8 protein-coding genes are annotated in these 12,861 nt (G+C 73.5%); 4 read left to right on the forward strand and 4 right to left on the reverse strand.

Annotation, left to right across the window (positions count from 1 at the left end; all coding sequences use genetic code 11):
• Window position 1 precedes the first annotated feature (1 nt).
• Together AB0G74_RS06415 and AB0G74_RS06420 are read right to left on the reverse strand one after the other, a co-directional pair.
• Window positions 2-3,766, reverse strand: a complete 3,765-nt coding sequence (locus AB0G74_RS06415; RefSeq protein WP_361141329.1) for a PHP domain-containing protein — start codon at window positions 3,764-3,766, stop codon at window positions 2-4.
• A 184-nt stretch (window positions 3,767-3,950) separates the two neighbouring features.
• Entirely contained in the window at window positions 3,951-4,703 is a 753-nt protein-coding gene (locus AB0G74_RS06420) for a GNAT family N-acetyltransferase (RefSeq protein ID WP_361141331.1), read from the reverse strand.
• Between the two features lie 479 nt (window positions 4,704-5,182).
• On the opposite strand from AB0G74_RS06420, the gene AB0G74_RS06425 reads away from it, so the two are divergent.
• The 3 genes from AB0G74_RS06425 to AB0G74_RS06435 all read left to right on the forward strand — a co-directional run bounded on the left by AB0G74_RS06425 (window position 5,183) and on the right by AB0G74_RS06435 (window position 6,312).
• A complete protein-coding gene (locus AB0G74_RS06425; protein ID WP_361141333.1) occupies window positions 5,183-5,449 on the forward strand; it encodes a hypothetical protein in 267 nt (88 codons plus the stop codon).
• Complete coding sequence (locus tag AB0G74_RS06430; protein ID WP_361141335.1) at window positions 5,446-5,580, forward strand: hypothetical protein; 135 nt, start codon at window positions 5,446-5,448, stop codon at window positions 5,578-5,580. Before AB0G74_RS06425 ends, AB0G74_RS06430 begins: the two co-directional genes overlap by 4 nt.
• 306 nt (window positions 5,581-5,886) lie before the next feature.
• On the forward strand, window positions 5,887-6,312 hold the full coding sequence (locus AB0G74_RS06435; protein WP_361141337.1) for a DUF4240 domain-containing protein: 426 nt from the start codon (window positions 5,887-5,889) through the stop codon (window positions 6,310-6,312).
• An 85-nt stretch (window positions 6,313-6,397) separates the two neighbouring features.
• Here the strand turns inward: AB0G74_RS06435 and AB0G74_RS06440 are convergent, their stop codons facing one another.
• The gene (locus AB0G74_RS06440; RefSeq protein ID WP_361141358.1) at window positions 6,398-8,212 is read right to left on the reverse strand and encodes an ABC transporter ATP-binding protein; all 1,815 of its coding nucleotides are present in this window, start codon (window positions 8,210-8,212) and stop codon (window positions 6,398-6,400) included.
• A 670-nt stretch (window positions 8,213-8,882) separates the two neighbouring features.
• Entirely contained in the window at window positions 8,883-11,327 is a 2,445-nt protein-coding gene (locus AB0G74_RS06445; RefSeq protein ID WP_361141339.1) for a SpoIIE family protein phosphatase, read from the reverse strand.
• 275 nt (window positions 11,328-11,602) lie between these two features.
• Here AB0G74_RS06445 and AB0G74_RS06450 point away from each other — a divergent pair, with 275 nt between their 5' ends.
• Entirely contained in the window at window positions 11,603-12,760 is a 1,158-nt protein-coding gene (locus tag AB0G74_RS06450) for a nitroreductase (protein WP_361141341.1), read from the forward strand.
• The last annotated feature ends 101 nt before the right edge of the window (window positions 12,761-12,861 follow it).

The following is a 12,861-nucleotide window of genomic DNA, read 5'->3' on the forward strand; positions in this document are numbered from 1 at the left end:
GTCACCCCGCGCTTCCCCGGCTGGCGTGATGGAGGGTACGGCCGCCGACCAGCGGCACACCCGGCGGGCGCAGATCGGACCAGGCGTTCATCACATAGCCGGTGGGTTCGGTGAGGGTACGGCTCCGGGCGCTCCGCCCGTCGTCCCGGGCCCGGGACGGGGCCGGTGTCGCGCCGGTCAGCCGGTCGGCGACGGCCGACGCGCCCCCGTCGCGGTGGAGTTCGATCAGCTCGGCCAGGTCCCAGGCGGCGACGCCGGTGACGCTCAGGCTGCCGGGCCGGTTCCGGGGGCGGGAGACCGTGCCCCGGACCAGCAGCAGCGCGCTGTGGAACACGGTCGCCGCGCACCGGTCGTGGCTGTCCTCGAAGAACGCGAGGTCGGACAGGCCGGTGGGGTCGTCGAGGGTGGCGAAGACGACCCGGCGGCCGCCCCGGATCGGCGGGGTCTGGGTGGCCGCCTTCACCCCGGCGACCAGGACCGTCGTGCCGTGCGGCAGTTCGCCGAGCCGGGCGGCCGGGGTCACGCCGATATCGGTGAGCAGGGCCCGGTGGTCGTCGAGGAGATGGCGGCTGACATCCATGTCGAGTACGTCGAGTTCGGCGGCGAGCTGGTCCCAGTCGTCCATGGCGGGGAGCCCGTCGGGGGTGGCCGGGGGTTCCGTGGCCGGGGCTTCCGCGGCGGGGGTTTCGGTGCGTTTGGTGCCTTCTGTGCCGCGGGGGGCGTACGTGTTCAGGGGGCCGGGGCCCTGCGCCGGGCCGGGGCCCTCCGGCGTACCGGACGGCTCGGCCGGGGCCCCCTTCGCCGACTGTGCCGCCTCTTCCAGCGGCAACTGGCCCGGGTCCAGTGCCGTACGGCCGTGGCGGTGCAGCTCCGCGATCTCCAGCAGCAGTTCGCGGCGGCCCGCCCGGCCGCCCGTGCCCAGCGCGTCGAGCGCGCCGATCCTGGCCAGCCGGTCGGCGACCGGGCGGCTGGGGTGGGCGCGGCGCCAGAAGTCGGTGAGGGATACATAGGGCTGGCCCGCGACGATCCGCCCGGTCTCGGTATCGCTGATGCCACGGATATGCGCGAAACCCAGCCGTACGCCCCATTTCTCACCCTTGTCGCCGGACACCAGTTCGATCCTGGTGGCGCCGTGGGACGTATTCACCTCCGGCAGCAGCAGCGGCACCCCGTTCCGCCGGGCGTCCGCGACGAAGACCCGCTTGTGGTACATCCCGGGGTCATGGGTGAGCAGCCCCGCGTAGAAGGCCGCCGCCCGATGGGTCTTGAGCCAGGCCGACTGGTACGTGGGCCGGGCGAAGGCCGCGCCGTGGCCTTTGCAGAAGCCGTACGCGCCGAACCCCTCCAGCACCTTCCACACATCCCGCACCACCTGCGGCGGATAGCCGCGCCGTCCCGCCCGGTCGGCGAACCAGGCGCGCAGCCGCCCCTTGCGGTCGCGGTCGGAGAGCGCCCGGCGGGCCTCGTCCGCCTGGCCGAGATCGCAGCCGGTCATCGTCGTCATGATCCGGATGACCTGCTCGTGGAAGACGACCTGGCCGCCGGTCTCGGCCAGGATCTCCCGCAGGTCCTCGTGCGGATAGCCGACCCGGGTCCGGCCGTCGCGGACCGCGATCAGCGGATCGATCATATTGGCGGCGACCGGGCCCGGCCGGAACAGACTGATGTCGAGGGTGATGTCGTCGATCGTGCGCGGCCGCAGCCGCCGGACCAGGTCGCGCTGGCCCGGCGACTCGATCTGGAAGCAGCCCATGGTCCGGGCCGAGGCGATCAGCCGATACGTCTCCGGATCGTCCAGCGGCACCTGTGCCGGGTCGTCGATATCGAGGTGCTCGCCGGTGACCCGGTCGATCTCGGCCACGGCGTGGGCGAGCGTCGACTGCATCCGCACGCCGATCAGATCGGCTTTTATATGACCGGTGTCCTCGACGTCCTCCTTGTCGAACTGGGTCATGGCGATGCCGTCGAGCGTCGTGGGGACCACGGGGACGCGGTCGAGCAGCCCGCCGTCCGAGATCAGCAGCCCGCACGGGTGCATGGCCGTACCGTGCGGCAGCCCGTCCAGCGCCTCGACCAGCGCCCAGAGCCTGCCGTGGTCCTCGCCCGCGACCTCCCGCAGTTCGGGCAGCTCCCGCAGGGACGCCCGGACGTCCCGGGCCCGGATCTGCGGGAACGCCTTGGCCAGCCGCCGGGCCTCGTCGGGCTCCAGGCCCCGGGCCCGGGCGACGGCCTCGATGGCGCCCCGGGCGCGGTACGTCTCGTAGACGGCGAGGGTCGCCACCCGATCACTGCCGAAACGTTTCAGCACGGCCTGATAGACCTCCACCCGCCGGGCGCTCTCCACATCGAGGTCGATATCGGGCATGGCGGTGCGGTACGCGGAGAGGAACCGTTCCATCACCAGTCCGTGTTCGACCGGGTCCACCGGGGACATCCCCAGCAGATGGACCACGAGCGAGCCGACGCCGGAGCCGCGCGCGGCGATCCGTACGCCCATCTCCTTCACCAGCCGGACGATCTCCGCCATGGTCAGGAAGTACCCGGCCAGACCGAGGCCCGCGATGATCCGCAGCTCGCTCTCCAGCCGGTCCCAGCGGCCGGGGTCACGGTGGTGGCCCCGGTGCATCATGGCCGCCGCGCACCGGGCCGCCAGCTCGCGGTCGGCCCCGGACCGGGTGGCGCCGATGAGATGCGGCTCGGGCAGATGGAGCCGGCCCAGGCCGAAGGCGTCGCCCGGGTCGACGACACAGGCGGCGGCGGTCTCCTCGGTCGCCGCCAGCAGCCGCCGGGCCCGGGCCGCGACCTGTCCGCCGCCGGTGGCCTCGGCGACCCGTTCGGCGATCCGCTCCATGTCACCGGCGTCCTTGAGCCAGCGTTCCCCGCCGTCGAGCGCCGAGCCGTCGCGGGTGTCCACGGGGACGAGCAGCCGCGCCGAGTCGAGGATGTCGGCGATCTCGCCCTGACCGGGGTCGGCGTACCGGACCGCGTTCGTCAGTACGGCGGTGATGCCCTGCTCCTCCGCGAAGCCCAGCAGCCGCGCGGCGAGGCGCAGCGACCCCGGCCCGGTACCCGGGCGGTCATGGCAGGCGATCTCGATCCGCAGCGCGTCGCCGAACCGGTCGCGCCACGGTTCGAGCAGCCGGACCGCCAGATCGGGGCGGCCCCGGGCCAGGGCGCGGCCCGGCTCGGAATCGGCGCCGAGGAGGACGAAGAGCCCGCCGGAGGGACCGCCGGGGGAGATGGTGGTGACCGAGGACGTGACGGTGGACGTGACCGGGGTGACAGACCCGGCGGCGCGGGTGTGACCCTGTGCCGCCCGGTCGAGGTCGTCCCAGGTCAGGCCGGATTCCCCGGGGCGCCCGGCGCTGTCACCGGACGCCGATGCCGATGCCGACGCCGATGCCGACACGAGTCGGCAGAGCGTCGCCCATCCGGCCGCGTCCCGGGCCAGAAAGGTCGCGCGCCGGGTCGGCTCGGCGACGAAGACCCCGCCCTTCGCGGGTGTTCTGGTGTGCTGCCGCCCGGGGCCGCCGGGCGGGCCGGGGCGGGGTGCGGCGGGCACCCCGAGGTCGGCGCCGAACAGTGGCCTGATCCCGGCCGCCGCGCACGCCTTGGCGTGCCGTACCGCGCCCGCGAGGCTGTCCCGGTCGGTCAGCGCCAGTGCGTCGAGACCGCGCTCGGCGGCGCGTCCGGCCAGGTCGTGGACATGGCTGGCGCCGTAGCGGAGGGAGAACCCGGAGGCGGTACGGAGATGCGTAAAGGACATCCGTACCTCCTCTCACCAGCCACAACTCTCCCTCCCGTGTCGTCGGGGCCCACGATAAACCTTTTCGAAGAAATGTTCGAAAGGATCGTCCGGACGGGGAAAGTTTGCATATCCACGATATCCGGCATAGGGGGCATTTAGGGTCGCCCGGGCCGGGCGGGGGCTGGGGCCGGACCCCGTGCCACTACGGCAGCCGCAGATACAGCCGCGTCCCCGAGACCCGGTAGCCGAGGCGCTCGTAAACCCGCCGCGAACCGTCCCCCGACGCCTCCAGCCAGACCGATTCCGCGCCCCGGTCGAACAGGGCCGCCGTGAGCGCCGCCGTCACCGCCCCGGCCACGCCCCGGCCCCGGAACTCCGGCCGCGTCCCGACCCCCGCCAGCTCGGACGTCCCCTCGGCGGGCGGCGAACAGGTCCCCGCCCCCGCGACCAGACCGCCGGGGGCGCGTACGAATCGGGTCGCGCCCCCGGAATCCTCGGTACGCCGCAGCCGGGCCACGCCCTCGGCGGACGGCGGGAACTCCCCGCCGAACGCGGCCGAGAGCGCCGCGTCCACCGCCGCGTACTCCTCGTCCGAACCGGGTGTCTCCACCACCGGCACCCCCGGCCCGGCGGGCGGCGTCAGGGCCTCCGGCGTACAGACCAGATAGCTGTGCGTCGCCTCCGTCACGAACCCCGCCCGGCGCAGCGCCGGAGCCACCTCGGGCACCGCGTCCGGCGCGAACTCCAGCCGGGGCAGCAGCCCCCGCTCCCGGAACGCCCCGATCAGCGCCGCGACGTCGGCGTCCGTGGGACGGCAACCGGCGAGCGGCGTGGCGTAGTTGAGATAGGGCTCCTTCGTCGAGGGGTCGAACCCCGCGACGAAGCCGCCGACTTCGACCGGCTCGGGGCGGCGGCGCAGATTGGCGACGGCGAAGTTCTGTACATCGGTTCTCATATGACCTCGTGGGCGGGCGGATCCGACAGTGGACGCGGAAAGGATCGCAGGGGATCGAAAAGGGGGCGAACGGATATGTGGTGGCGCCCGGCGGATCGCGTGGACGATCGCGAGACCACTCCCGCTGCCGGTCCGCCAGGCATAAAATCCGGACACGATTGGGGAGAAGCCGCCCCGACAGGGAACCCGGCGGCGTGTTTCGCCCTGTAGCACGATGACGGTCCGGTCGCCGTCGTCCGTCGGCGACCGGACCGCGTCCGGCCCGCCCGACGCTCCGTCACCGTGAGGTCTCCATGCCTTCGCACCCGCCCGCCCCGCCCTTCGAGCCGTACGCCGCAGCCGGGCGCGCGGTATCCGTCGAACGAGCGGGTACGGAGTCGGCGCCGGGGCTGCCCGACCGGAAATCGCCCGGCCCCGAACCCCGGCCCCGAACCGGCCTTGAAACCGGCCCCGACCCCCGGTCCGAGGAGGAGAAGCCCATGCCCGTCCCGCCGCCCGCCGACGGCTCCGGTGAGAGCCCCGCCGCCCCCGCCGCCCCCGCAATACCCGCAGCACCCGAGACCACGGAGAGCACAGAGAGCCCCGCGCCCCCCGTAGCTCCCGCCCCCGGACCACGGTCCGCGTACGAGCCGTATCCGTACGAGGACGACCTGCTGGAGCTGGCCCCCGAGCCGTCGGCCACGCCCGGCGGGGAGTACGAACCGACCGCCGACCCCGATTCCGAACGGACCTCCGCAGAGCGATGAATCTCTTCGACAGCGCCACCTCGGCCGATTCCCCGGGCGCCGCCCCGGCCGATGTCCCCGCCTCCCGGCTCGTCGACCCGGGCTGGGATTACGCCCCGGGCGCCACCCCGGCGGCCGTACGGCCCCGATAGCCCGGACCGGCCCGCCCCGATCCGTCGCGCCATCCGTCACGCCATTTGTCACCCCGGCCGTCACACATCCGTCACCCGGACCGTGACCCCGCCCCCGACACCGGCCGGGACGGACCGTGTCACCCGCGGTGTGACGCGGTCCGTGACCGCCACGACCTCGGCCGTCACCGAACCGCCGAGGTCTCCGTCACCCCGGCCGTCACCACCCCGCCACCGGCTGGTCGGGGAGCGGTGGGCGGGGCGGCCCGGAATCGGCTCCACCCGGATACGGTCCCGTTGTCAGTACCCCGGTGCATCCTCGACTTCATGGACGAGGACTCTTTCTGGCAGCTCATCGAGGAATGCCGCCCCGCGGGCGACGACCCGGACGCCGACCGGCTGGCCGACGCCCTGACGGCCCGGCTGTCGCGGGGCCGTCTGTCGGAGATCACCGGCTTCGCGGAGATACTCTCGTACGCGCTGTACCGGCTGGACCGGCGGGAGTTCGGCGCCGACCTCTCGGGCGACGCCTTCCTCTACACCCGCGCGGCGGTGGTCGCCGACGGCCGGGCCGTCTACGAGAGGGTCCTCGCCGACCCCGCCCTCTTCGCCCCGTACGCCGAGGACTTCGTCTGGGCGGAGGCCCTGCTCTACGTCCCGGACCGGGCCCATGAACACCTCACGGGCGAGGAGTGGGACCGCGCGACCCGCTACTCCTACGAGTCGTATACGAACAAGGAGGGCTGGGCGTAACCGCCCCGCTCCCCCCGGGCCCGCTCCCCGGCCCCGCCCCGACGCGGGGGCGTGGCCGGGGCCGGGGAGGGGGAGGCGGTCCGGGTCAGTCCAGGGCCGGTTCCTCCTCGTAGGCGTACTGGCGGGACTGGACCGTGTACATCCGGCGGAAGGCGCCGGTTGCCTCGGGGGACATGAGTTCGCCGAACGAGCCGTGCTCGACGACCCGGCCCTGGTCGAGGACGTAGATCACATCGGCGTGGCGGACGCTGTGCAGCCGGTGGGTGATCAGGACGATCGTCTGGCCGTCCGCCGCCATGTCGCGGATCTGGTCGAAGACACGCTGTTCGGCCTCCGCGTCCAGGGCGCTGGTGGGTTCGTCGACGACCAGGATCCGGGCGTCCCGGTGGCGGGCGCGGGCGATGCCGAGGCGCTGCCACTGACCGCCGGAGATCTGGTGGCCGCCCCGGTAGCCGCGGGCCAGCAGGGTGTCCCAGCCGCGGGGGAGCGAGGCGACCGTCTCGTCGGCTCCCGCGTACGCCGCCGCCGCGTCCAGCCGCGGTTCGTCGTGGGGGGCGTCGGGGCGGCCGATGGCGACATTGACCCGGGCGGTGAAGGGCCAGCGGAAGAAGTCCTGGGCGACGATCGCGATCCGGTCGAAGAGCTGGGCCCGGTCGGCCTCGGTGGCGTCCACGTCGTCCCACATCACCCGGCCGGTGTCGGGCGGGTAGAGCCCGCAGAGCAGTTTGGCGAGGGTCGACTTGCCGGAGCCGTTGTTGCCGACGAGGGCGACGATCCGCCCGGCGGGGATGGTGACGTCGACCCGGTCGAGTGCGGGGGTGCCGTTGTCGCCGGGGTAGGTGAAGCTGACGTTCTCGAACCGTACGGCGGCGACGTGTTCGGGCAGCGGGCGGCCGGTGGCGGGGATCAGCCGCCGGTCGGCCTCCTTGCAGAGGGTGTCGAGGTCGGAGACGAAGAGGCTCTCCTCGTAGAGGAGGTTGAGCTGGACCACCAGCGACTCCAGGTTGGCGGAGCCGGTACGGATCGCGATGACGGCCGTCCCGGCGACCGCCAGATCCATCGTGCCGGTCCAGAGCAGCAGTCCGAGGGTGGTGTACGTGGCCCCCGTCGCCAGCCCCGTCCATCCGGAGGCGACCAGTCCGGTACGGGCGGCGAGTCCGGCCAGCCGGGTCTGCTCGCGCTCCCCGGTCTCGGCCATCATCCGGAAGTGCCGCAGCAGGAACGGGCCGATGTTGTGGACCCGTACCTCCGGCGCCGCCTGGGCGTCGATCAGCAGCCGGCCGAGGAGCTGCCCGGCCCGGGCGTGCTGGACCCAGGTATGGAAGGAGACATAGCGGCGGCGGGCGATGGTGAGGGAACTCCACGCGCTGGGCAGCGTCATCAGCATCAGCAGCGGCAACAGCGCCGGATGGAGCACGGTCAGCACCCCGGCCGCGGCGACGAGGGAGATACCCGCGTTCACCACCGAGGTCGAGAAGCGGATCATCCGGCGGGCGGACTCCGCGCCCCACTGCGCCGAGTCCAGCAGTTTGTGGAACTGCTCGTCCTCGACCGCCGACAGTTCGACCCGGGCGACCCGCTCCAGATACTCCTCCGTCGCGACCCGGAACACCTTGGGTTCGAGCCGGCCCGTACCGGCCGTGGAGACCGACCGCAGCAGCGCGCCGACGAGCGCGGTGAGCGCCACCGCGATCAGCGCCGGGACTGCGGCGGCCATCCGGTCGACGGTCGCGCCGCCGCCGAGGAGATGGACCAGGACCTGGTTGACCGCGATCAGACCGACCGCCTGGGCGATGCCGCCGCCGAGTTCGGCGCCCGCGACCCGGCGCAGGGCCCGCGGATCGGCCCGGTTGGCCAGCCCGATCGTGGCGGCGATCAGCCCCGGCATCCGGATGATCATGGCCCGGAGGTTCAGTTCGAGGAACGATCCGTCATGGGTGCTCCAGCCCGCCTCGTAGCGCAGGGGGCCGCCGAAGAGGAGCCGTTCGGACTCGGAGACCTCCTCGGGCGGTTCGGGAGCTTCGGGAGAATCGGGGGTGTCGGAGTCGTTCGGGGGTTTCGGGGGTTTCGGGGTATCGCCGGGCGTCCGGTCGGTCTTCTCGCGGGACGCCTTCGCGTCGCCGGGGCCGCCCGCCTTCTCCGTACGCGGGCCGGGGCCGCCGTTGACGCGTCCGCCGGGGGCGGTCGCCGTCCTGGCCCCCGGGGGCGAGTCGTCCTTCGCGGTCCGGTTCCGCGGCGCGGTCTCCGGCCCGGTCGTGCCGTCCTGGGCGAACGGTTTCGTCGTCGTCCGCCGGGTCCCCGTACCTGGTGTCTGCGTGGTCTCTGTTGCGCCGGTATCCCGCTGTGTCATACGAGCCACCCGTCTCGGTCAGTGGGTACGTCCCCCCTTCCGCCACACTCCTCCGGCGGGTGAACTCATCGGACGGAAAGGGCCGTTTCCACCCCGGGACGGGGGCGCTTGTGCCATGGGGCATGGGCGCTAGGCATATCCAGCGGACAGCGGACAGCGGACAGCGGACAGCGGGGCGGGGACGGGCCGCGATGTGACGGGCGCGATGTGACTGGGCGGGTCAGCCCGCGAGCTTCACCGGGCCCGACTCCCATGACGTGCGGCGGACCACCAGTACCGCCACGTCGTCGTAGCCGGGATGCGCCGGGCCGTCCGAGACCAGGCTCTCCACCAGCGCCTCCAGATCCGCCGTCCGGTCCGTATTGTCGTGCTGCGGGCGGGTCGTCCAGGCCGAGAGTCGCCGGGAGACCGCCGCCACCGCGTCCTCGTAGGGCCGGTCGGGCGTGTCCACCAGTCCGTCGGTGTAGAGCAGCAGCGCGGCCCCGGGCGCCAGCCGCTCGTGGTAGACGGGGTAGCGGTCGGCCGGGGTGTAGCCGAGCGGCAGCGCGCCGGGGACCTCCAGCTCGCGGACCGTGCCGTCGGGTTCGGCGAGCAGCGGCGAGGGGTGTCCGGCCCGGACGATCTGGAGATGTCCGGCGCGCGGGGAGACGTCCACGATGCAGCAGGTGGCGAAGCGGTCCGTATCGAGGCCCCAGAGGGTGCGATTGCCCCGGGCCATCAGCCGTTCGGCCCGGTAGCCGTCGTCGGCGTGGGCCCGCAGCGCCGTACGGAGCTGGCCCATCACGCCCGCCGCCTGCGCGCTGTGCCCCTCCACGTCCCCGATGACCAGGGACGCGCCGCCGTCCTCGCGCGGCAGCAGATCGAACCAGTCGCCGCCGACCTGCATGCCCTCGGCCGCCGGAACATATCGCGCGGCGATCTCGAAGCCGGGCAGCCGGGGCAGCGCGCGCGGCATCATCAGTTCCTGGAGTTCGGTCATCCGCCGCCGGAACAGGTCGGAGAGCCGGGCGCGGGCCAGTGACTGGGTGAGGATGCCCGCGATGGCGGCGGTCACGATCTGCTCGTCGGCGCCGAACTCCCGGGGGTGTTCGTAGGAGATGAGACAGCTGCCGACCGTGCCGTCGGCGGAGGTCAGCGGGATCAGGACGTACGCGCCGTGCTCCTCGGACGGCCGGACCCGGGGGTCGGGGAAGCGCCGGATGTACTCCGCGCGGTTCCGGAAGAAGAGGGGGTGTCCGGCGCGCAGGGCCTCCGCCATCGGGTTGTCGTCCACGGTGCCCATCACCCGCAGCCGGTCCAGCGTCTCGCGGGGATAGCCGACGGCGCCCGCGAGCAGTAGCCGTCCCTCGTGCTCGATATGGATGGCCAGCGCGCTCGCGCCCAGTTCGGGCAGGACCGTGCCGGTCATGGTGTCGACCACGTCCTCGGTGGAGAGCGCGGAGGCGAAGGAGTTGGTCACCTTGAGGACGAACTCCCGGCGGGTCTCGCGCCGTTTCGCCCGCTCCCGTTCGTCGGTGGCGTCCCAGACGACGCCGATCATCAGCCGGGGCCCGCCGTTGGGGTCGCGCTCCACCGCGCCCTTCGACTCCAGCCAGTGGACGGAGCCGTCGGGCCAGACGACGCGGTGGGCGGCGTGGTGGTCGCCGGTCTGGAGGCTGTCGGCGATGACATCGCGGATCCGGTCGACGTCGTCGGGATGGATGGTGCGGAGAAACGACTCGGCGAGGGAGTCGAAGCGGTCGGGGTCGAGACCGAAGAGCCGGATGGTGCGTTCGTCGGCGATGACGGTACCGGAGGGGATGTCCCACTCGAAGGAGCCGATATTGCCGCTGGACATGGCGAGTTCGAGCCGGGTACGGCCGCTGGGCGGCTCCGGGCGGCCGGAGCCCCCTGCCCCTCCGGTCCTCCCGGTCCTCTTATGAGGTGCCGCTTTCATCGCCGCTGCCGCCGCAGCCGCCGGTCCGGGGACGGTGCTCGGGCTCCGGCCCGGACCCGGCTCCGGCTGTCCTGAGGGCTCCCGGGCCGAGTCATGGCCCAGGTCACGGCCCTGGTCCCGGTCGTGGTCCCGATGGTGGACCTGGTCGTGGTCCCGGTCCCGTAGGAGCAGCCGTTCCAGCCGGTGCGCGTACACCTCCGCCACGGCGGTCAGCAGCGCGTCGTCCCCGGGCGGCAGCGGTACCGGCCCGTCGTACTGGACCACCAGCACCCCGAAGGTCCGGCCGTCGGCTGTCAGCGGTACGACCGCGAACCGTATCGAGGTCCGCATCGCCGAAAGATCGGGATAGCGCTCCGCCAGCTCGTCGGAGACCCCGTAGACCGTCCGCAGCTCCCGTACGGCGACGGCGGCGGGCAGCGGGGAGTCCGGGGCGACCACCGGGAACCGCCGGATGCTCTCCTCGTCGGTGCCCTCGTAGACGGTGAGCCGGAGCCAGCCGTCCCCGTCGAGCAGGAAGACGGAGCCGCCGTACGCGCCCAGACCGGCCAGGCCGTCGGTGAGCGCGCGGGTCAGCAGGGCGGCCGGGTCCGGGGCGGTCAGCAGCCGGTTCGCCCAGCCCCCGGCCGCCTTCCCCGCGTCGGGGACCGCTCCCGGGTCCGATTCGGAGTACGTACCGGAACCCGTCCCGGGGTCCGTTTCCGTACTCCTGCCGTACTCCTCGGCCGTCATCTGCCGCCACCTCCTCACGGAGAGGGACGTCGCTCACGGGCTGGCCGTCCGGACCAGTCTCCCCGGGGAACGCGCCGCTGTCCTCACGACCGTCCCCGCCCCGGCACCGGAACCCGGAGCCGGGGAGAAAGCCAGGTAAAAAGAAACGTAAAATCCAGTTCTATTGGTTTATTTACCATATAGGACTTTTGGCCTTTCGTTCCGGCAGGCCCCCGGGGACGCTGGAAGGACCCCGCCGCGACCCGGGCGGGGCCCCCAGCAGGAAGCCGATACCCGTGCCCCCGACCCCTGCGGCACCCGCCGAGGCCCTGCCCCTCGACGACGCGCTGATCGCGTCCCTCGTCGAGGACGCCACCCTCGCCCCGTCCCTGCACAACGCCCAGCCGTGGCTCTTCCGCTACGACCCCGGAGGCCGGACGTTCACGATCCGCGCCGATCCGGCCCGCGAACTGCCGTCGACCGACCCCGAGCGCCGCGCCCTGCACATCAGCTGTGCCGCCGCCGTGCTCAATCTGCGGGTCGCCGCCGCGCACGCCGGGTGGCAGGCGGTCACCGAACTGCTGCCGGACCCCGAGGACCCCGATCTGCTGGCCGAGGTCTCCCTGGTCGCCCGGCGCCCGGAGTCGTACGACGAACTGACCGAGCTGTATCCGGCGCTGCGCCGCCGCCACACCAGCCGAGTGCCCTTCGACGACGAGCGGATCGAACCGTCGCTGCTCGACGTGCTGGGCCGGGCGGCCCTGATGGAAGGCGCCAGACTCGCCTTCCCCGACGCCTTCCACCGGCGGACCATCCTCGAACTCAGCGGCGAGGCGCTCGCCCGTGAGCAGGAGGATCCCGCGCACCGGGCCGAGATCGCCCACTGGATCGGCGACCCGGCGGAGGGCGGCGTGGCGGACGACGGCATCCCCCGGTACGCCCTGGGCCCCCGGCGCCGGGGCGGCGCGGCCCCGGTCCGGGACTTCGCGCCGGACCCGTCGGCGGCCCGTCCGCGTACCCCGGCGCCCGGCGACCGGATCGCCGACTCCGGGCCGCCCGCCGCCGCCTCCGACACCGCCCCGGGCGGGGACCCGGCCCGCGCGCCCGGCCCGGATCCCGGTTTCGTCCGGGAGTCCGCCGTCTTCGAGGACTCCCCCCAGCTGGCCCTGCTCGGCACGGTCCGCGACCATCCGGCGGACTGGCTCCGCGCGGGCCAGGCCATGGAACGCGTCCTCCTCGAAGCCACCCTCGACGGCCTCGCCACCTCCGTCGCCTCCCAAGTGCTGGAGTGGAGCGATCTGCGCTGGGCGATCCGCGACCCGGCGTCCGCGATGGGCCATGTCCATATGGTCATCCGGCTCGGCTACGGCCCCCTGGGCCCGCTGACCCGGCGCAGGCCGGTGGACGACGTACTCACGGTGGAGCCGGGCGGACCGGACGGGCCGGGGGAGTAGCGGTCGGTGGCGGGAGCGGTCGGGGGGGGGGGGGCGGGGGGGCGCGGCCCCCCCCCCCCCCCCCCCCGCCGGCGCGGGGGGGGGGGGCCGCCCGGGTGAAC

Origin of the sequence: Streptomyces sp. NPDC020875 (genome assembly GCF_040641415.1) — a bacterium.
In the GTDB taxonomy this organism is placed as follows: domain Bacteria; phylum Actinomycetota; class Actinomycetes; order Streptomycetales; family Streptomycetaceae; genus Streptomyces.